Consider the following 18,339-nt stretch of genomic DNA (forward strand, 5'->3'; position numbering starts at 1 on the left):
ACCTCACACATTTAAAGGCTAACTTATGAAATTTAAAAGCACCCGAGATCAAGTCGTTGATGGCGCTCACGTAGGCAAAGGCGACACGGTAGAGGTCGACGCGGAGCGCGTTTCGTACCTTATCGATCGCGGCTACCTAGTAGAGGAAGCCCCCAAGAAAGCCAAAAGCAAAAGCGCCAAGGCTGATAAGGCCGAATAATGGCGTACTCAGCGATGGAACTTAGGGCCGAGCGCTCGATCCTTCGCTCAATGGGCCTAGACGCCACCCTTAAGACTTACGAGGGCGTCTCCTATTCGTTCCCAGTCCTCCCGGTGGAAGAAGGCTCCGCCCTTAGTGCGGGGGACTACCGGGGACGCGAAAGCGAAACCTATTTCGAGACTTTAGCCGCCGAAGTTCCCTTCGACTGGCGCGACTCGACTTTGACCGTGAGCGGACGTAGCTACTATGTCCTAGACGTCACTTTCGACGAGTACGGGCAGCGGGCACGCATTAAGGTAGAGTAATGTTCATAAGACCTATCACCAACAAGTTAAACGAATCGACACTCTTTAAGACCGTTCGCTTTTCCCGTGACCTCCCGGACCTAAGTAAATTCAGAGAAGAAGAACTCCCCGCCGTTTATCTCCTTCCGGCCTCCTCACGAGGCGGACCCGAGGGCGGGGATCTTTACCTCCAACAGGAAAACCTAGAAGTGTACTCCTTTTGCGTAGTCACTAAGGCCCCCGAACCAACAGGAACGGACGAGCCTCTCGGCGACGCCTTGGAGGAACTCCGACGCCTTCTTTTTGGTTTACAGATAGGCCCTTCCTTTTCCCCCTTGGCCCTTGGCGAAGGCGATCTCGTGGACTTCACGTCTCGGGTAAACGCTTGGATCGAGACTTACACAACGAAACGAACCTTTAGAACTTAAAAGGGAACCTATGAAATTTAAAGCTAAGACTGTACTCGCGAAGTTAGAAACCGAGTACGGTGTCGACGCGGGTCCGATCAACACGGACGGCGTACAGACTAAAAACCTACAGATCAACCCTTACACGGGTAACACCATTTCGCGAGACCTAGACCGAGAGACTCTAGGCGCTCAGGAACAGATTAACGTTAACCCTCACGTCGAAGTTAGTTTCGATGTTGAACTAGCTGGCTCAGGCACAGCGGGCACAGCTCCGGCTTTTGGCTCCTTGTTGCGTGCCTGTGGTTTCAGCGAGACGATCAACGACTTAACGGACGTTACTTATACGCCTAAGAGCGACGGCTTCGAGTCAGTTACTCTATATTACCTACAGCGCAACGACGCGGGCGGCTTCCAACAACAGGCCGTTACGGGATGCCGTGGCTCGGTGTCTTTCAACGTTGACCGCTCGGGAATGCCTGTGATGTCTTTCACCTTCCTGGGCTTCTATGAGAAACCGACAGATGTCGCGGCTATCACCGTGGACCGCTCGGCCTTCATTGATCCTGTGTACGTATCGAAAGACAACACGACTTTAACCTTTGGCGCTTATGCCGCTAAGGCCTCGGCCTTCTCGGTGGACATATCGAACGAGACCTCGATGCGTAGCGTTACCGGCGCGCGTTATGTGAATATTGCAGATCGTGCCCCTTCGGGTCAGACGACTATCGACGCCCCAGCGCTTGCAACTAAGGACTTTTACGCCTTGGTGGAGTCGCACGATGGCACAACAACCGAAGCCGTGACTCTTACTCATGGCACGCTAGCGGGTAATATCGTCGAGATTAAAGCCCCCTCGGCTCAGTTCACCACGCTTTCGCACACAGACAGTGACGGCGAGCTTGCCTATCAATTAGGTATGTCTTTCTTACCTCTCAATGGTAACGACGAGATCGTCCTTACCTTCAAGTAATACACACATTTAACACCCCCCTAATAGCCCCGACGTCGTTCGGGGTTTTTTACATTCAGTCATAAACACGAGGAGATAACCCCTATGGCTTTTAAATTCGTACCAGTTACCACCATCAAGCGCGTTATTAAAGTAGAAATCCCGGGCGACTTCGGTAAGACCACACCCGCCGATTTTGAGGCCGAGTTCAAGCGTCTTTCTGTGAGTGAGGCCCGCGCCTTAGTCGAGAAGATCCGCGCTAAAGAAGTGAGCGAGGACCAAGTCCTTCGAGAGAACGTCGTCAATATTAAAGGCGTTCAAGGCGAAGACGGTCACGAGATCGAGTTCTCGCAGGACTTACTAACGAACCTAATCGAACAAGCTTACATTCGCGGGCCGTTATTGGCTGGCTTAATGGACGTTAATTTCAGCCTAGACAAGCTTAAACAAAAAAACTCGTAAAGGTAGGGAAGGCCCTCGCGAACCCCAGCGCGGGACGTGAGGCGACCGACGCCGACGAGCTGGCCCTTATGTCCGGCATCTCGGCGAAGTTCGGGGAGGCTCGAGACTTAGAGGTCGAGCTATGGCCCGAAACCCTACCAGCCGTAAACCTTTTTACTAAGGCCCTGACTCAGTGGAGGGCGGGACCCTCCGGGATAATCGGACTCGACTATCTCGCCGTTAATCTCCTAATGGACCTCGACGGTGTCCCCAAAGAGGACCGAGGGCCGCTTCTTGCTGATGTTGCTTGTCTCGAGCGGGGCTATCTCCAAGCTATGAGGCGCTAAAATGGCAAAGCAGTATAAGATCGGCCTCGTTATTGAGGGCGACCACAAGGGCGGCGTTAAGGCTATCAAAGCAACCGACGACGCTCTTAAGAAACTAGACAAACAGACGAAAGCCTCGTCTAAGGAGTCGAAAGGCCTCGCCGCTTCAATTGGCGGGGTCGCCACAAAGGCCGGAGTCGCAGGGGCCGCTATCGCAGGGGCCGCCGCCGTGGCGGGGTCCTTTGCTGCGCTTCTCCGTACCGACGTTATTAAGGAACTTCACGCCACCGCCTCCGCGTTCGACGTCTCGGTCGAGTCGCTGTCCTCTTGGTCGTATGCCGCCGAATCGGTTGGAATCTCCACCGATAAAATGGGCGATATATTCAAGGACACCAGCGACAAGATCGGCGACTTTATCGCGACAGGTGGCGGAGAGGCTAAGGACTTATTTGACAATCTCAATTTATCAGTAGACGAGCTTAAGGCCCTGAAACCTGACGAACAGCTCCTCGCTATTGCGGAGGGACTGGACGAAGTAGGGACCAACGGCGAAAAGATCTTCTATTTAGAAAGTCTAGCGGACGAGGCCTCTCGTTTGCTTCCTCTACTTGAAGACGGGGCGGAGGGCTTAAAGAAGCTCCAACGCGAGGCCGACGTCTTGGGCGTGACCCTTGACGACGTAGACGCGCAGATGGTCAAAGAGACCGCCGACTCGTTTAAAACATTAGGCGGAGCCGCAGAGGGTTTCGCTAACCAATTAACCGTGCAGCTCTCCGGCGCGTTCGACGGTATGTCCGACGACATTGTCAACGTGATCGACGACTGGGGAGGCATGGAGAAAATCGTCGAACAGGTAATCGACGGGACCCTCGTCGGGATTGGCTACGTACTGGACCAAATCCATAAGCTACGGATCGTTATGAAGACCGTAGAACTAGGATGGGCCGAAATCGGAGCCGTTGCGGCTGAGTTCCTCACGGGACTTGAAGACGGTCTCGCCGAGATTCTAGATGCGGCGATGAAGCCCTTTGTGCTGGCTATCCAAAAGATCGGCGAAGTGGTTGCCGAAGTGGCGGATGGGTTCGGAGACTTCCTAGGGGAAACCGGGGAAGGACTTCAAGAGCTTGCCCGAGACATTCGGACCAACGTCGGGGAAATGGAGCAATTCAACATCACAGGCGACGACGTGTCCGGGGTCCTTGGCTCTATGAAAAGTGCCGCAGGACTCACACGATCCGAGCTTCAAGAATTACGCAACAGTTCCCCCGGTAAGGACTTCGTCGAGGACTTCCGGGCCGCCCAAAAGGCCACCCGGGAACAGGCCGAAGAAACGGTCGCCTTAAAAGAGGCAGCCGACGAGGCCGCCAAGTCGACGGACAACACGTCCGAGGCCTTGGAGAACCAGACCGAGAAACTAGGTGAAGTTAACGACGCGACCCTCGAACAGACGGAAGCCTCCAACGCCTACGCCGACGCGTGGACCAAAGCGGTCGAACGTATCGACGAGGCCTTCGCTAATGGCTGGCTAGATATAATCGAAGGTAACGCGACCGACGTCTTCGACTCAATCCTCGACGGCTTCAAGCAGATGCTCGCCGAAATGGCCCACCAAGCCATTACGAAACCTATCGTTATGAACATTCAGCAAGCCTTTACGGGCGGCGGAAGTGGCGGCGGTGGTTTCGACATTGGATCTATATTCAGTGGCGGCGGCGGAAGTGGCGGCGGGATTGGCCTTAATGATGTTACGTCGTTTTTCGGCGGTAACTCTATCGGTCAAGGCTTCGCTAATTTCGGCGGCTATATGGGCAGCCAATACGGTCTATATACGAACCAATACGGCGGGACCCTATTCGGCGGCGCGGCTGGCTACTCAAACATGGCCTACGGCGCGGCTGGTATTCTCGGGGGCGTCTTCGGGGATACCGCAGGGAACAACGGCGGGATCGGCGGCTCTATGGGTGCAACCATAGGGATGGCCGCAGCCGGACCTATCGGCGCAGCCGTGGGCGCTGTTATCGGAGCCGTGGCGGGATCTCTTATTGGTGCAGAGTGGGAGACCTACGAGGCGGGCGTCGCCTTGAGTTACGACAACGAGCGAGGCCTCGAGGCTTACAACTTCAACAAAGAGAAGAAAGACCGGGGACTCTGGCGGGGCAATCGCTACCGCGAGGAGTACGACCGAAACGAGCAACTAAGCCGCGAGCTTGGGGCCGTTATGGACGGCGTTCTTACTAATGTTGAAAGTGCAGCCGATAAACTAGGCATCACTCACGTTGCTACGGTATCCCAAAGGCATCCAAATGAGAGTGCTAACGACTTGTTTGGACACACGGATGACCCACAAAAGCACTATGAGCAATGGCTTAAAGACACACAGGTCGTTAACTATAAACGCCTAGACCGTTACCTCGAGGACTTTAGCTTCGACGAGGAGATCCAACTCGGCGGCCTAGAGCAGGAAGAAATAGTCGCCAAGCTTAACGAGTTTATGGTCGGTCAGACTGAGACGCTTGTCGAGGCAGTCTTCGGGGACACTCTCGAGGAGTTCCATATCGAGGGCGAGCTTCTGTCCAACACTTTAACCCGTGTTATGAAGCATCTTAAGGTCGTAGAGCAGGGCTTCGGGGCTATTAACATAAGCCTAGAAGAACTAGCCGCCACCGCCGGGGTCAGTGAGTTAAAATTCGCTGATGATGTCGTACAGGCAGCCGGAGGGACCGATCGCCTAACCGCATTGATGCAGGGCTACCAGTCCGCATTCTTTACGGAGCAGGAACTCTTAACGCGCTCCCTTGAGGGTGCAGCCTCACAAGTGAAGGGCGCTTTGCAGGAGTTGGGCCTCGTCTATGGGGACGACTTCCGGGCAGCCTTCGAGGAAGCCTCGGATCAAGGCCTTACGGCTGACGAAATGGTCCAATGGCTTGAGGCCGGGAACCTTGTCGGTCAATTCGAGCAGCTCGGCGAACGTCTCGCCTCCTTAACCGAGAGTTCTCTCGAGGACGTCCTTAAGCCCATCATAGGTGAGGCTGAGGCCACCGACCCGGTAACTCAAAAGGAAAAGGAAGACGAGCAAGCGGCTAAAATTAGCGACCCTATTGTCTCAGGCGTTAGCACTCTAAACGAGACCGTTAACGAGCAGCTAAGCGGCTCTAACGAACGCCTAGACGACGTCTCCGGGAAGCTAACCACCGTTAACGAAACCCTGAACCGATCAATGGCTACGCTCAAGCAGGAATTGAAGGACGTTAAGGCCGAGGCCGACGAGTCTATCAAAGCCACACAGGCGCAGCTAAACCGAACCTTAAAGACCTTCGAGAACTATCAAGGGCAGACCTCCCGCCAGCTCCGGGACGTTGCTCGCTTGGTTGCCGAGAATCCTCGCGACCGGGTATCCCCTGTAGTACCTGAAAGGCCTTACTTATAGGAGTATCTAGATGACTGCTTTTGTCGATTGGCTGGAAAGCCTCGATCAGCGTCGGACTGTACTCGTCGAGGTCGACTATCTAGCGGAAGGGTCCTCCGGGACTCTCCGCCTTGCTAACCGTCCGTTTATATCCCGCCCTGACGACTCCCCGGCGTCCGTCCCTTACGACGACGTTATCCTCGGGGGCTTGTCCTATGGGCGAGATATGGGCGGGCAGAACTCCGGCTCGCTGGCGAACTCCGTCGGCTCGGTCTCTTTGGCGGCTTCCCCGGAAGTCGTCGAGGCCTCGTTCTTCGAGTTTGCCGGACAGTCGGTCCGTGTTTACCTAGGCGATCAGCGTTGGGCGCGGAATGAGTTTCAACTTGTTACCGTGCTTACGGCTGAGGCCCTAGAACCGACGGGACGTTCCGACTATGTCCTTAAGTTTAGGACCGAACGCCTAGACCTCGCGGACCCCTTGACGGAGCAGACCTTCACGGTAGGACCGAACGTCGACGCCTTAAAGCCTGTTTGCTTTGGACAATGTCATAACGTCCGGCCCGTACAGGTGGACGAAGCGGGGCGCGTTTGGGCTGTCCATGACGGACCAGTCGAAGCGATCTCCGCTGTGCGTGTCAATGGCGCGGCTGTCTCAGCCACCAAAGATCTAACCACTGGGACTATAACCTTAAGTTCTAAACCTTCGGGCACTCTTACCGCTGATGTGGTGGGAGCCGGAGGGGCCACAGCAAAGGGGATTATCCTCGAGATTCTTAGCCGTCTCGGTAACACTGAGATCGACTCCGCTTCCTTGGACACGCTCCCGGTTGACGCGGTGGGCTTCTATTCTCGGAATCCGACTTCGTTTCGAAACGCTCTCGACGGTATCGTTAAGACCTTCGGGGGTTTTTGGGGCTTCTCACGTTTGAACGTCTTTAAGGTTGGTCTTATCGATCGGCCTAAAGGTGGATCAAGCGTGGCCCTGACACCCGACGACATTCTCCTCGACGGAGTGTCCTTCCTTCGCCGTGTACGTCCTGCAACAGAGGTAAATCTTAACTACCGAAAGAACTACACACCACAAGACGCGAACGGCTACGAGGAACCCTTCTCGAACGTTCGAAAGACGTCTCCCGGTATCGAAGAAATATATCCCGACGCCGAACTTAAAGAGGCCGAAGTCCTTCTCGCCGAAAAGGCCGGAGCGGACACAGAGGCCGAACGCCGTCGGCAATTCTTCGAGAAACCCCTCCGCGTCTTCGAGGTTAACGCCTTCGCGCTTCCATTCGCTTTTGAAGTAGGCCAAGAGGTCCGCCTTATTTATCCTTACTTTGGTATGGAGAAGGGCGTCGACGCGGTTGTCCTAGCGATAACCGACGAGCCTCTCGAAGGCGTCACAGAATTAAGGGTCCTAATTAATGGATAACGCTCGCATTCTATACGCTAACGCGTGGGACTCCGCCTCCCTAACTCAAAGCGCGGGCACTAACGAGCCGAGTCTCCCGATAACGAACTCCCAAAAGTACAACAACAGCCGATCCTTTCGGACTCAAACGACGGACGACGTCGAGGTCCTTTTCGGCTGGGACGATCCCGTCTTTCTTGAGGCCTTCGCCTTTTGGCGGCATAACCTCACGAGTGACGCTCAACTCCGCATTGTACTTTATGACGGCCCGGGCCAAACGGGTAACGTCGTGTTTGACTCCGGCGTCCTGCTTGGTGACGTGCCTAAGAACCTCGGCGATCTAGTTTGGGGTAAAGACCCGTTAGGCGTCTCCTCTTATACCGACTGGAACGTCGCTTCGCGTTCGTTTTGGTTCGATGAGGTTTTCGTCGCTCAGAGTGGGCGCTTAACTATCAGTAACCCAACGAACCCCGACGGTTATATCGAGATTGGTCGTATTTATGCCGGAGAGTCCTTCTCACCGACTTTTAACGTCGACCTAGGCCATACGTTCCAATGGGAGACAGACGTCGACTCTCGGTCCACCGCAGGGGGCACAGTCCACACGCTAGACGCTGCGACTTATCGCACTTTGTCATTCAACCTTACGCACCTCACACCGGGAGACCGGGCGAGCTTCGCGGAGTTGACTCGCATCGTCTCAAAACACCGGGACTTCTTTATCTCCCTACGACCTAACGTCGGGGGCACGATCGAGAGGGACTATTCCTTCGCGGCTAAGTTCACCGAGATCCCCAGCCTCAAAGCGGAGGCTTCCCGGTATGAAACACAATGTAAAATCAGAGAGGTTTAAAAATGGGCGTTGTAACGTTCTCCGCAGGGGATAAGGATTATATCTCCAAGCTCAACCAAATGAGCCAACACGCGGGCGATACGGCTCAGTTAAAAGCCGACACCGCACAGATAAAGCAAGAGACCCAAGCCGTCAAGGTTGCGACCGAACAAGTCCGCGACCAAACGGCCCAGCTTAAGACAGACGTCGAGGGTCTCAAGGACCAAGCCGAAGCGATAGTCGCCGGGGACTTGGTCTTCGAGTCTGTCACCACTTCACGGGACGTTAAACACGGAGACCTACTCCTCGCGACAGTCCCCGCGATTGAGTTCCGAACGGACGCCTTTAAGTCCTCTATTTCCCCGGGCTTTTGGTTCACCATTGAGAACGCGTCCGAGGGCGTCGTCTACGTGAAAAGCCGCGCCGATCTCGCCCTCAAGGGTAAGAAAAGAACCGTACAGCAAGGCGACCGTTTCGGTATCTCTCCGGGTAACTCTTTTACTTTCCGAGCTATTAGCACCACAGAATTAAGGATCAAGTAATGGCGGATTATTTAGACAAGCAGGTCGTCGACAGTGGCGGTCTTGAGGCTGTGACTATTACGGCCCCGAAACCCTTCCCGGGTTATAAAGGGAAAGCGGGGGAGCGGGTCTTCTTGGACCCTCTAACAGGGAATTACCTCCCGGCAGCGTTAGCCACGCCCGAGCTACAAGGCTCGAATGGTTATAGTTATGGTGATGGTATCCCCTTCTATACTTCCGCAATGAGTCAATTTTCAATATTAACCGACGACGGTAATGTCTTCTTTTTCACGGACGGGGATAATAACGGCGGGCCGGTAGCTGCAACGCAATTAAACCGTTATCGCCACCATGCGACCACGCAACGCACCGAATGGATCGGCTCTACCGATCTCACTTGGGCTGACGCAGAGCGTTATAGTAACCGTGAGATAAACGGCCTTACGCGTGTTAATGCGACTACATGGTTAGCTATTTACAGTGGCTACACGACCTACCACAATTACCGCGTGTTGAAACTTGAATACGATCCTGTAGCCCAGGACTTCACAGTCTCCCAGTCGACCCAAGACGGAACCGGGTCCGATCAGATACGTGCCCATAGAACGGCCTCGATTATTGACATAGGCGGAGGTAAAGTCGCCGTTGTCTTCCCGCCGCGTGCCACTGAAACCGCCATTGTGGATATTTATCAACTTGACGACCTTACTCGTTTACAGGTCGAAGCGCCCACGCCCTTTAATACATGGACTAACCTCTGTCCCGAGACTCCCAACTCACGGAGTTTTGGCCTTTTGGCCCCTCTTTCCGATGGTAACTTTTTGGTTAACGACGATAGTATCCCGCGCTTAGCCTCTTGGAATGGGACAGGGTTTGACATCGTGGGGACGTTCCCGGGGACCACGTTCTTCGAGTTCGGTCCTATGATTAAGTTAAGCGAGAATGTATTCGCTAACGTTTCCGTCCTACTGGGTGACGTATTAGGCTGGCGTGTCGTCGAGTACGATCCAGTAACACAAAGTTTAACGCACAAAGTTTCACAGTCTGTTAAGCCTAAGACTAGCCCGGAACAAGCCGTAAACGGGTCTGCGTGGTCTTATACTGTTATTGACGGAAAGATCCTCGCCCACAAGGACAAGAACTTGATGGTCATCGAGTTTGAGCCGGAGACCTATAAGATCCGCCCGGAGACCTATCAGGAAGTGAAAGCACCGGGAGGCCTATCCTTTCCGCTCACCTTCACGGAGGAGGGCTTCGCCCACGGGTTACGTTCGTCTGACTGGACCGTTAGCTCGGGGTGTTGTTACTTCATGATTGGGGGCCTATTCACTATAGGAAACCTTATCCCGGGCTACGCGCCGATCCCCGTGGGTACTCTTAAAGAAGACGACACAGAGTCAACCTCTAAAGTATGGCTCACCACTCCGTTAATCAAAGGCGAGGCGCTCGTCCCCGGTAAGCATTACGGTAACGTGTACGCGGTATCAGAGGAATACGCCGTTAAGAAACGATCAGCCGACAGTCTAATGAACCGCGTGCGTAGTATGTCAACGAATGACGTCTCGTCTATTGCTAATTGGCAAGTCTTTACGACTGACTACCCTCGAGTGAGGGGCGGCTATGCGATAGCATTCCACGAGGAAACCCTTCGGGCAACTTTCGGTTATCGCGGGGCTAACCCTTCGAGTGATTCCATCATGGACTTTGCTCTCTATGCGGAAGGCATGCCACTGGCGGGCGGACAGGTGACACGGCAGTCGGATCATGCCCATATAGTATACGAACTAACCGACGTAGTGAGCGCCGGGTTTTTCGGTATGACTGCCAAGAACGGCGCACCCGACATGCAAATCTCTAGTAAAATTGAGGTGGATTAATGCCTATTAACACTTTACCCCGCGACCCGATTACCCCAGAGGAGCAAACCTCCCGCCCAGTCCTCGAGGTACGTCGTATTGATCTAGTCCCCGAGACAGGGGACCCAATCAGGCTACCCATAGAAGCGCCTACGAATGTCGTTTCGTTTAAAGCTGGGTCGGTCGTCGAGTTTGAAATACACATTACGGACGCCGAGGGGAACGACCTCCCGATCGATGGTGAGTTCGCGCTCCCTTTGGCTGGACAAATGGGGACGAGTCCTCGGATCGTCGACGTGGTGTTCGTCTCGGGCGTCGCCGTCCTCACTTTAGGGGAATGGACCTCGGGCCGATGGCGCGTCACCGAGGAGGAGGTCAACATCGATCTAGCTCCTGACGAGACTAAGTTCTCATTCGACGGACTTACCATCAAGGTCCGTGAATAACCCACCAGTAAACCACCACAGGGGAGCCTTAGCGCTCCCTTTTTTATGCACTTAAGGAAACACACGATGACAACACTAAAGCGCGTCCTAGCGGCGCTATGGCTTCAATTATTCCGACTATTAATCTCTATCGACCAACTAGCGAACGTTCTTATAGGCGGCAAGCCCGACGAGACTATCTCCTCACGAGCGGGTAAGGGTCGCCTCCGTGGTTCGTTCTTTTGGAGCGTCGCCGCTGACTGTATCGACTTGATCTTCTTACCTTTTGAGTCAAACCATTGCTATAACTCTATTGAGTGGGACGAGTAGGGACGCGTAAGTAATAGCCTTTTTGGTTTGTGCGATATGTCTCACGTTCTTTAAAAAATCCATCGTTTACAATCATTTACGTTAACCTGTACGGGTGTACAGTAAATTAACCTAAGTCTTTGATCTTCTTTGAGTCTTGACTTATACGCCGCCTTAATGGATATTAGCGACCCCTAAGACGAACGGCTTACCTTTGAGGTCGATCCGTCTTGGGTTTTTCCGTTTTTCGTTTTTCGAATAGTTAAGATAGAAAAGTCTTGACAGGGGCTAAGATTACGCTTATTGTTTCCCACGTTCGGGATTATCTCATGCGAGAGACAATCCCAGCGGCGGAGCCATAAGCCTGTTATATGGAGTTGTTTAACATGGTTTGTACTTGTCCGCATTGCCTACACTGCGAAGACGATCTCCTCTTTCGCGAGGACCTAGTCGAAGCGTCCGGTCTAGAGGAAACTCTCCCGGATCTACTGTGGGGCGCATTAAAGAATGATTTAAAAGGACTCAACCCTTTAGCCGTATATCGTTACGAGTGGCAAGAGGTAGACACTAAAAAACAGAGCAAAGCGTCTATTCTCATTAAAGGGAATCCTTATATAGACTTAGGCCGGGGCGGCCTTTACGTCGGCAAGCTAAGGAACGCAAGCGACATAAACGCGACTTTATTACTTGACCGACTCACCGCCAAGGCGTTGTGAATCAAAAAGTAATTCGAGGAATTAAAGGATGACTAGACGAGACTTTCGCGAAACCCTGAAAGGACAACTTAAAGCGGCGCGACTATTCCAAGAGTACGAGATGGACTTCCGTACTTGGGAAATCTTGCTATTAATCGCCACGGACGAAGGCGAGGGGGCGGTCGCCCTTGCGAAGAAGCACGGCATCTCGAAGTCAGCCTTTAGTCGTCATGTATTATTTTTATGTGGGGAGCGAGCCAAGCGAGGCAACCAAAAGGACGCACCAGATCCGAAGGTCCACAAGCTCCCCGGACGTCTTGTCGAAAAGCGCACGGACCCTAAAGACATCCGTCGCCACAGTCTTTATTTAACCCGCGAGGGTCATTCCTTCATAGACCAAGTTCAAAAACTAATTGCAGGATAAGCAAGGGGGTCACTATGGCTATTTCTCCACGAGGAGACTCTTTCCGTGTGAGCGTTACCCATAAGGGCCAGCGCTTCCGCCGGACTGTTAAAACTTACGAAGAAGCGGTCGAGCTTGAGAAAAAGATTAGGCTCGATTTTTTAGGCGGTAAAGATCCCACGAGTGGGATCGACGGGGCACGAAATAAGGTTACAATGAAAGACCTTTACCTTCGTGTACGCACCGCAGTATGGCGGAGTATGGACTCAAAGCCGCGCCGCAACGCCGAGCTTGTTCTCGACTTAATGGACTGGTGGGAAGTGAGTCCCGCAGACATAACCGCCGAGAAACTTTCGGAAGCTTGGGACAAGTGCCGGGAGTTAGGGAACTCGGAGTCAACCGTCAACCGTAAGAAGGCGGCCCTCTCGAAAATGTTCTCTTTCGCCGTCAGTGAGCTAGGATGGCTCGATAAGAAGCCCGGAGGGTTAAAACAAACGAAAGAACGTCAAGGCCGCATACGGTACTTAACGGAGTTCGAGGAGGCTCGCTTCTTAAAGATAGCCGAGCAGCTCGAGCGCTATCGTCTCCGTTCCTTGGTTATCTTTATGTTAGACACCGGGGCGCGTGTCTCCGAGGCTCTCGCTATCGAACCACGGGACATAACCGAAAAGGGCGTCTACTTGGACACCAAGAAGGGCGGGACCCATCGACTTATCCCGTTGACCCGTCGGGCGAGGGAACACGTTCTCAAGTGGAACGGCTTAACGCAAAACATGGTTAATGACCAGTGGGACCGCGTTCGGGACCTTATGGGCCACACCAGCGACCCGGAGTTCGTTCCTCACAGTTGCCGCCATACGTGCGCGAGCCGTCTCGTACAAGGCGGAATGGACCTCCGCAGGGTCAAGGACTGGATGGGACATAAGACAATATCAACAACAATGCGTTACGCTCATTTGAACCCGGAAGCCCTCGCAGGGGGCCTCGATATACTCGAAAAAGAAGCTTAACAACTAGAACACTCCACAGGGGGGCCTTAATGGCCTCCCTTTTTTTTATTTTTTTTGTGCCTTTTTATCCCTTTGGTGTTGACGTCCCACGCGTGGGATCATATAGTACACCACAGCAGCCCACGAGTGGGACGATATGAACAAACGAGGAGTTATAAAAATGGCACTATCTGAAATCAAAGCGACTGAAATCGAAGAAAACGGCGGACTAATGGTCGCTGAGGTGAAAGGCTTCACGGTCCTAGTTAAGGGGTCCAAATACCGAGGCTTCGCAGCAACTTTTAGCGTGCTATGGGACGACGAGGGCGGCTCAGACGCTCATATCGAAATGGACACCTACGAGGCTATCGGCGACACCATCAAGGAACTGAAAGAGGAAATCATGTACACCATTAAGGATATGGACCACACCGCAGGGCAGATCTCAAAGATGGCCCGTAAGCTGGACTTCACGGGCGAATACAGCGAGTTACTGGAACGTGTGGGCCTTTAAGGCTCACCTCCTCGAATTGAGTTGATAGGGCAAAGGCTCGGCACACTGAGGCCCTCCTCCAGAGAAGCAGTCTCTCCGATACTTATGTTTAAATCTTAAAGTGCTTCTCCAGTGTTTTTAGGAGTTCGGGATTTTTGCCAATTTCTTCTTGTAAGTACTCTTTACACTCAAAAATCTGCATCATCCATTCCTCCACTTCTTCAACATCTGAGACTGTCTCGCTATTCCTCAGCGTATCATTGTACTTTATTGAATCATTCAGGGCGCATAAGATGGTTGCCAGCCACTCGTCTTTTACTTGCATCACGCTACCTCGTCTTTCTCAACCATGTTTGCCAGCTCATTAAGTAAGAGCTTGAATTTTGCGAGGGACATATCTCTTTCAGGGGCTATGGTATGGTGGGTTGCATCAAACACTGGGTTATAGGAGTCTCTCACTATAACTAGTCCTTTCGGTAATAAAGTCCCTGCGGGTAGTTTATAATACTCCCATTGACCCTTAAAAGTGTTAGGTTTATCAAAAGTACTTATCCCTCTAGGTCTATCCCTCACAAGTACTCTATCATTTCTAATTGTTATATCCGGCTTTCTTGGAGCGCCTCTTTTACGTTCTATTTCAGTTTCGACTAAATTAAACAGAGGCTCCTTACTCTTTATCTTTTTTGCTCTCCATAAGTCTACGGGTATTTTACGCCCGAAAAATCGATTAATACTACCTGTTTCCAATAGGACATCTTCTAGCAATTCTACACTTTCCATAATTTTCCCTTTGCTTTATTGGCCCGACTTCGGCCTTGTCTATTTTTTATTGATAGCAAATTCTTGTATCACTTACTAGTACAACCTGTAGACACAGAGTCTATTTGAGTGGGAGTAAAGGGGGGCATTCGTTAGGGCTGTGCCCTGTGCCCTAAATTGTGCCCGAGGCCCGGGGACCCTGTGCCCGAGCTAACCGATTGATATACATCGAGAAAGTGTCTCCCAAGGGGATAAAGGCCCAATCCAAGGGATATTTAGCCATGTATAAAGTTTAATCGAACGGTAAGATCCTGATGTATTTCTGTAAATTATCCCTTGACGGAGATCCCCGCCCTCTGTACTATTCGCAGCGTTCCAAAGACACACGGGAACAGCAATTGAGGCGTGTTGTTTTGGGTCCGGGTCCTGTGCCCTGTGCCCTAAAATGTGCCCAAAGTGCCCATAGGTGGGACCATTGCCTTCGCTAAGTCATTGATTTTACGTAAGGTGAACCCATCTTAAAGGATTTAAAATCCCTCGCTGGTAACAGCGTGCCGGTTCAAGTCCGGCCCCGGGCACCATTTGCTAACATTGCTTCGGCAATGAGTATAAGTTAGCTCTTATACAGTTAGGATTGCGAGTATAGCTCAGCTGGTAGAGCGCAACCTTGCCAAGGTTGAGGTCACGAGTTCGAACCTCGTTACTCGCTCCAATCTACTTAACGTGTGCATGACAGCATGTCAGCCATCCGCCCGGGTGGTGGAATTGGTAGACACAAGGGATTTAAAATCCCTCGCTGGTAACAGCGTGCCGGTTCAAGTCCGGCCCCGGGCACCATTTTCTCGCATTGCTTCGGCAATGAGTATAAGGTGGAACTTATATATTTAGAATTGCGAGTATAGCTCAGCTGGTAGAGCGCAACCTTGCCAAGGTTGAGGTCACGAGTTCGAACCTCGTTACTCGCTCCAATTCTTAATAACATGCTAAAATCATATCTCTACGGCGGAATGGCAGAGTGGCTATGCAGCGGATTGCAAATCCGTCTACCTCGGTTCGACTCCGGGTTCCGCCTCCATAATAAATCCCTTTTTACTTACAGGTATTTTGTATATTGGCATTCAGTTTAATGTCATGGCCGTTATACAAGTGAAACGGATATTCCTACTTTTTCCTAGTATTGTCTTGTTGTGCTCGTGCACCGCAGTTAAATTTAACCCACGTTATGAGCAGCAGCAGTGGCATACTGTGAGCGTTGCGCCATTTAGCGGAGACAGTAGCGAGCGCACAGTAAGCAAGCGTGTAGATTACCAATTGAGCACGCTCGCTGGGATCACTGTTATCCCTAGTTACAACGTCAATATGCTGCTTAAACAGCATGATTTGCAAGAGCAATATGAGCAACACCCGCGAGAAGCGCTTTTTGAACTGGCTAAAAAGGTGAACGCGGACGGTGTGATAGAGGGCGAGGTGACTAGCAATCATGCCAATCGCTCTCAAGCTTTCCATCAAGTTGAGATCACTTCGCGCATCGTTGATACAAATAACTTAGCAATAGTAGCAACCAGCTATGAGCAAAACAGTGCACTGATCGGCTCGCTGAATGAGCTTTCTATGCAAAGCACTGACGAAATAGTTGCTGAGCTAAAAATAGCACTAGCAAAACTAGGGGCACAGCTGCCTTAAATACAAAAAAAGGAGCGTGAAGCTCCTTTTTTGTTACCAAGCGTTTTTACCAAGAGTCGGGGTCGACTTCTTGTGCTAACTTGGGGTGTTTGTTTTTATCAAAGGTGGGTACGACACCTTGTTTTCGTTGTTGTTGGTAATCCTTACTCAGCCAAATCACGACGCCCGAAAGCATAAACAATGCAATGACATTAATAATGGCCATCATCCCCATTGAGATATCGGCGAGGGTCCATACGAGCTTTATCTCACCTAAAGAACCAAACATCACCATAGCCAATACCAAGGCGCGGAAAATCAGCATACCTTTCTCGTGATTATGTTCCAAAAATAACAGGTTAGTTTCTGCGTAAGAGTAATTTGCAACAATGGAAGTAAAGGCAAAAAATAAGATGGCAACGGCTACAAAAATAGCGCCCCATTCACCAACGTGTGTAACTAAAGCATTTTGTGTAAGAGCGATCCCAGTCAAGCCAGAGCCTGGGGCCAGCTGCCCTGAGAGCAATATAAGCGCGGCGGTGGCGGAGCAGATCACTATAGTATCGATAAACACCCCTAACATTTGCACGTAACCTTGGGATGCAGGGTGCGGTGGATTGGGGGTAGCTGTTGCCGCAGCATTAGCCGCACTACCCATACCTGCTTCGTTAGAGAATAAGCCGCGTTTTATGCCTTGGATCATCGCCTGCATAACTCCATAGCCAATGGCACCCGCTCCGGCTTGCTCAATACCAAACGCATGGTTGATAACAACCATAAAGACCTGAGGAAGCTGCTCAAGATTAACCGCACACACATATAGTGCTAGCATTAAGTAAGCCAGTGCCATAAAGGGCACAACCAATTCTGCAAAGCGAGCAATGGTTTTTAAGCCACCGAATATCACAAAGCCAGAACCGATAACTAAGGCGATGCCGACAACGTAATTGGGGATAGCAAAGGCCTCATTAAAAGCCGCCGCAATAGAGTTTGCTTGTACGGCATTGAATACCAGACCAAACGCAAGAATTAAGCATAATGAAAAAGCAACGCCCATCCAGCGTTTACCCAAGCCTTTTTCCATGTAGTAGGCCGGACCACCACGAAAATTGCCGTGTTCATCCTTCACTTTATACGCTTGGGCTAATGTGCTTTCGGCAAAACTTGTGGCCATACCAATTAAAGCAATAAGCCACATCCAAAATATCGCACCGGGACCACCTAAATACAGAGCAACACCCACCCCGGCCATATTGCCGGTGCCAACGCGTGCAGCAAGTGACGTACAAAATGCTTGGAATGAGGATATCCCACCTTGCGCGCCTTGACGGCTGTTAAACATAACCTTAAAAGTATGGCCAAAGTCTCTAAATTGAATAAAGCCCAATCGCACAGTAAAGAATAGGCCAGCAGCGATTAGCAAATATACCAGCACATGCCCCCAAATAAGGCCGCTAATAGTATTAGCGATTTCGGTCATAACACGTGTACCTTTAGTTAGTATGAGAATAGCGCGGCAATCTAGCACATAGGTCGCGAGATTTTTAGTGAATTAGGGTATATAGATAAAAGAGCCACATAATCGGTTAGTTTATGTTCGAAAAGCAGGGTTATCCACAGATTTTTGTGGGTAAGTGGTGGTTAAGTTGTGGGGAGTGTCTTGAGGTAATATTTTTTGCTGTTTTATTTAAAAAAGGGGTTGCGTTGATTTTGTTTCTCCCTATAATGCGCTCCCACTGACACGGCAGACAGCAACGGATAACGAGCTAAACGCAGTGTTAGAGAGTCAAATAAAACTTAGTTTAAAGCGAATTAAAAAACTTAAAATTAAGTGTTGACACAAAATCAGGAAAGCGTATAATGCGCAGCCCTGAACGGGGGCAAAGCTTCCGAGGCGAAAGCCTAAAACGTTCTTTAAAAATATGAAGCAATCATCTGTGTGGGCACTCGTACAGATTGAGTTCTAACAGCCGAT

At 51.5% G+C, this 18,339-nt stretch carries 20 protein-coding genes and 4 tRNA genes; 21 read left to right on the forward strand and 3 right to left on the reverse strand.

Annotated elements, in window-relative coordinates; all coding sequences use genetic code 11:
• Positions 1 to 25 precede the first annotated feature (25 nt).
• The 16 genes from FIU82_RS18635 to FIU82_RS06065 all read left to right on the forward strand — a co-directional run bounded on the left by FIU82_RS18635 (position 26) and on the right by FIU82_RS06065 (position 13,964).
• The gene (locus tag FIU82_RS18635; protein WP_172972711.1) at positions 26 to 199 is read left to right on the forward strand and encodes a hypothetical protein; all 174 of its coding nucleotides are present in this window, start codon (positions 26 to 28) and stop codon (positions 197 to 199) included.
• Entirely contained in the window at positions 199 to 504 is a 306-nt protein-coding gene (locus tag FIU82_RS05995; protein ID WP_152440588.1) for a hypothetical protein, read from the forward strand. Before FIU82_RS18635 ends, FIU82_RS05995 begins: the two co-directional genes overlap by 1 nt.
• On the forward strand, positions 504 to 911 hold the full coding sequence (locus tag FIU82_RS06000; RefSeq protein ID WP_152440589.1) for a hypothetical protein: 408 nt from the start codon (positions 504 to 506) through the stop codon (positions 909 to 911). The genes FIU82_RS05995 and FIU82_RS06000 overlap by 1 nt, the downstream gene beginning before the upstream one ends.
• Before the next feature lie 10 nt (positions 912 to 921).
• Positions 922 to 1,863, forward strand: a complete 942-nt coding sequence (locus FIU82_RS06005) for a hypothetical protein (RefSeq protein WP_152440590.1) — start codon at positions 922 to 924, stop codon at positions 1,861 to 1,863.
• Between the two features lie 84 nt (positions 1,864 to 1,947).
• A complete protein-coding gene (locus tag FIU82_RS06010; RefSeq protein ID WP_152440591.1) occupies positions 1,948 to 2,304 on the forward strand; it encodes a hypothetical protein in 357 nt (118 codons plus the stop codon).
• A 68-nt stretch (positions 2,305 to 2,372) separates the two neighbouring features.
• Positions 2,373 to 2,630, forward strand: coding sequence for a DUF1799 domain-containing protein (locus FIU82_RS18820; protein ID WP_152440592.1), 258 nt, complete (start codon positions 2,373 to 2,375; stop codon positions 2,628 to 2,630).
• A gap of 1 nt (position 2,631) precedes the next feature.
• The gene (locus tag FIU82_RS06020) at positions 2,632 to 6,036 is read left to right on the forward strand and encodes a hypothetical protein (protein WP_152440593.1); all 3,405 of its coding nucleotides are present in this window, start codon (positions 2,632 to 2,634) and stop codon (positions 6,034 to 6,036) included.
• Between the two features lie 10 nt (positions 6,037 to 6,046).
• Positions 6,047 to 7,441 carry a hypothetical protein gene (locus FIU82_RS06025; RefSeq protein WP_152440594.1) on the forward strand — a complete coding sequence of 465 codons (1,395 nt, stop codon included), beginning with the start codon at positions 6,047 to 6,049 and terminating at the stop codon, positions 7,439 to 7,441.
• Positions 7,442 to 8,275: 834 nt separating this feature from the next.
• Positions 8,276 to 8,794: a hypothetical protein gene (locus tag FIU82_RS06030; protein WP_152440595.1), complete on the forward strand. Its 519-nt coding sequence runs from the start codon at positions 8,276 to 8,278 to the stop codon at positions 8,792 to 8,794.
• A complete protein-coding gene (locus FIU82_RS06035; protein WP_152440596.1) occupies positions 8,794 to 10,650 on the forward strand; it encodes a hypothetical protein in 1,857 nt (618 codons plus the stop codon). Before FIU82_RS06030 ends, FIU82_RS06035 begins: the two co-directional genes overlap by 1 nt.
• Entirely contained in the window at positions 10,650 to 11,075 is a 426-nt protein-coding gene (locus FIU82_RS06040; protein WP_152440597.1) for a hypothetical protein, read from the forward strand. Before FIU82_RS06035 ends, FIU82_RS06040 begins: the two co-directional genes overlap by 1 nt.
• A 66-nt stretch (positions 11,076 to 11,141) precedes the next feature.
• Complete coding sequence (locus FIU82_RS06045) at positions 11,142 to 11,384, forward strand: hypothetical protein (RefSeq protein ID WP_152440598.1); 243 nt, start codon at positions 11,142 to 11,144, stop codon at positions 11,382 to 11,384.
• A gap of 365 nt (positions 11,385 to 11,749) precedes the next feature.
• A complete protein-coding gene (locus FIU82_RS06050) occupies positions 11,750 to 12,079 on the forward strand; it encodes a hypothetical protein (RefSeq protein ID WP_152440599.1) in 330 nt (109 codons plus the stop codon).
• Between the two features lie 28 nt (positions 12,080 to 12,107).
• The gene (locus FIU82_RS06055; RefSeq protein ID WP_152440600.1) at positions 12,108 to 12,482 is read left to right on the forward strand and encodes a MarR family winged helix-turn-helix transcriptional regulator; all 375 of its coding nucleotides are present in this window, start codon (positions 12,108 to 12,110) and stop codon (positions 12,480 to 12,482) included.
• A gap of 14 nt (positions 12,483 to 12,496) precedes the next feature.
• Positions 12,497 to 13,471, forward strand: coding sequence for a site-specific integrase (locus tag FIU82_RS06060; RefSeq protein ID WP_152440601.1), 975 nt, complete (start codon positions 12,497 to 12,499; stop codon positions 13,469 to 13,471).
• Positions 13,472 to 13,631: 160 nt separating this feature from the next.
• Positions 13,632 to 13,964 (forward strand): hypothetical protein, encoded by a 333-nt coding sequence (locus FIU82_RS06065; protein ID WP_152440602.1) that lies wholly within the window; start codon positions 13,632 to 13,634, stop codon positions 13,962 to 13,964.
• Between the two features lie 88 nt (positions 13,965 to 14,052).
• Here the strand turns inward: FIU82_RS06065 and FIU82_RS06070 are convergent, their stop codons facing one another.
• Positions 14,053 to 14,268 carry a hypothetical protein gene (locus FIU82_RS06070; protein WP_152440603.1) on the reverse strand — a complete coding sequence of 72 codons (216 nt, stop codon included), beginning with the start codon at positions 14,266 to 14,268 and terminating at the stop codon, positions 14,053 to 14,055.
• Entirely contained in the window at positions 14,268 to 14,723 is a 456-nt protein-coding gene (locus FIU82_RS06075) for a hypothetical protein (protein WP_172972712.1), read from the reverse strand. The genes FIU82_RS06070 and FIU82_RS06075 overlap by 1 nt, the downstream gene beginning before the upstream one ends.
• A 615-nt stretch (positions 14,724 to 15,338) precedes the next feature.
• On the opposite strand from FIU82_RS06075, the gene FIU82_RS06080 reads away from it, so the two are divergent.
• From FIU82_RS06080 to FIU82_RS06100, 5 genes are all read left to right on the forward strand, one after another.
• A tRNA-Gly gene (locus FIU82_RS06080) sits at positions 15,339 to 15,414 on the forward strand.
• Between the two features lie 38 nt (positions 15,415 to 15,452).
• Positions 15,453 to 15,539: transfer RNA gene (locus tag FIU82_RS06085), tRNA-Leu, on the forward strand.
• Between the two features lie 55 nt (positions 15,540 to 15,594).
• A tRNA-Gly gene (locus tag FIU82_RS06090) sits at positions 15,595 to 15,670 on the forward strand.
• 33 nt (positions 15,671 to 15,703) lie between these two features.
• Positions 15,704 to 15,777, forward strand: a tRNA-Cys gene (locus FIU82_RS06095).
• Positions 15,778 to 15,848: 71 nt separating this feature from the next.
• Complete coding sequence (locus FIU82_RS06100) at positions 15,849 to 16,385, forward strand: hypothetical protein (protein ID WP_152440604.1); 537 nt, start codon at positions 15,849 to 15,851, stop codon at positions 16,383 to 16,385.
• 46 nt (positions 16,386 to 16,431) lie between these two features.
• Here FIU82_RS06100 and FIU82_RS06105 read toward each other — a convergent pair whose 3' ends face one another.
• The gene (locus FIU82_RS06105) at positions 16,432 to 17,844 is read right to left on the reverse strand and encodes a sodium:alanine symporter family protein (RefSeq protein WP_152440605.1); all 1,413 of its coding nucleotides are present in this window, start codon (positions 17,842 to 17,844) and stop codon (positions 16,432 to 16,434) included.
• Between the last annotated feature and the right edge of the window lie 495 nt (positions 17,845 to 18,339).

Origin of the sequence: Pseudoalteromonas sp. THAF3, from assembly GCF_009363775.1 — a bacterium.
In the GTDB taxonomy this organism is placed as follows: domain Bacteria; phylum Pseudomonadota; class Gammaproteobacteria; order Enterobacterales; family Alteromonadaceae; genus Pseudoalteromonas; species Pseudoalteromonas ruthenica.

Bases quoted from the DNA above. Each gene is read 5' to 3' on its own strand.
- FIU82_RS06065 (WP_152440602.1), top strand. From the start codon at position 13,632: ATGGCACTATCTGAAATCAAAGCGACTGAAATCGAAGAAAACGGCGGA.
- FIU82_RS18635 (WP_172972711.1), top strand. From the start codon at position 26: ATGAAATTTAAAAGCACCCGAGATCAAGTCGTTGATGGCGCTCACGTA.
- FIU82_RS06000 (WP_152440589.1), top strand. From the start codon at position 504: ATGTTCATAAGACCTATCACCAACAAGTTAAACGAATCGACACTCTTT.
- FIU82_RS06075 (WP_172972712.1), bottom strand. From the start codon at position 14,723: ATGGAAAGTGTAGAATTGCTAGAAGATGTCCTATTGGAAACAGGTAGT.
- FIU82_RS06025 (WP_152440594.1), top strand. From the start codon at position 6,047: ATGACTGCTTTTGTCGATTGGCTGGAAAGCCTCGATCAGCGTCGGACT.
- FIU82_RS06005 (WP_152440590.1), top strand. From the start codon at position 922: ATGAAATTTAAAGCTAAGACTGTACTCGCGAAGTTAGAAACCGAGTAC.
- FIU82_RS06040 (WP_152440597.1), top strand. From the start codon at position 10,650: ATGCCTATTAACACTTTACCCCGCGACCCGATTACCCCAGAGGAGCAA.
- FIU82_RS06020 (WP_152440593.1), top strand. From the start codon at position 2,632: ATGGCAAAGCAGTATAAGATCGGCCTCGTTATTGAGGGCGACCACAAG.
- FIU82_RS06105 (WP_152440605.1), bottom strand. From the start codon at position 17,844: ATGACCGAAATCGCTAATACTATTAGCGGCCTTATTTGGGGGCATGTG.
- FIU82_RS06045 (WP_152440598.1), top strand. From the start codon at position 11,142: ATGACAACACTAAAGCGCGTCCTAGCGGCGCTATGGCTTCAATTATTC.
- FIU82_RS05995 (WP_152440588.1), top strand. From the start codon at position 199: ATGGCGTACTCAGCGATGGAACTTAGGGCCGAGCGCTCGATCCTTCGC.
- FIU82_RS06030 (WP_152440595.1), top strand. From the start codon at position 8,276: ATGGGCGTTGTAACGTTCTCCGCAGGGGATAAGGATTATATCTCCAAG.
- FIU82_RS06060 (WP_152440601.1), top strand. From the start codon at position 12,497: ATGGCTATTTCTCCACGAGGAGACTCTTTCCGTGTGAGCGTTACCCAT.
- FIU82_RS06055 (WP_152440600.1), top strand. From the start codon at position 12,108: ATGACTAGACGAGACTTTCGCGAAACCCTGAAAGGACAACTTAAAGCG.
- FIU82_RS06010 (WP_152440591.1), top strand. From the start codon at position 1,948: ATGGCTTTTAAATTCGTACCAGTTACCACCATCAAGCGCGTTATTAAA.
- FIU82_RS06050 (WP_152440599.1), top strand. From the start codon at position 11,750: ATGGTTTGTACTTGTCCGCATTGCCTACACTGCGAAGACGATCTCCTC.
- FIU82_RS18820 (WP_152440592.1), top strand. From the start codon at position 2,373: ATGTCCGGCATCTCGGCGAAGTTCGGGGAGGCTCGAGACTTAGAGGTC.
- FIU82_RS06035 (WP_152440596.1), top strand. From the start codon at position 8,794: ATGGCGGATTATTTAGACAAGCAGGTCGTCGACAGTGGCGGTCTTGAG.
- FIU82_RS06070 (WP_152440603.1), bottom strand. From the start codon at position 14,268: ATGCAAGTAAAAGACGAGTGGCTGGCAACCATCTTATGCGCCCTGAAT.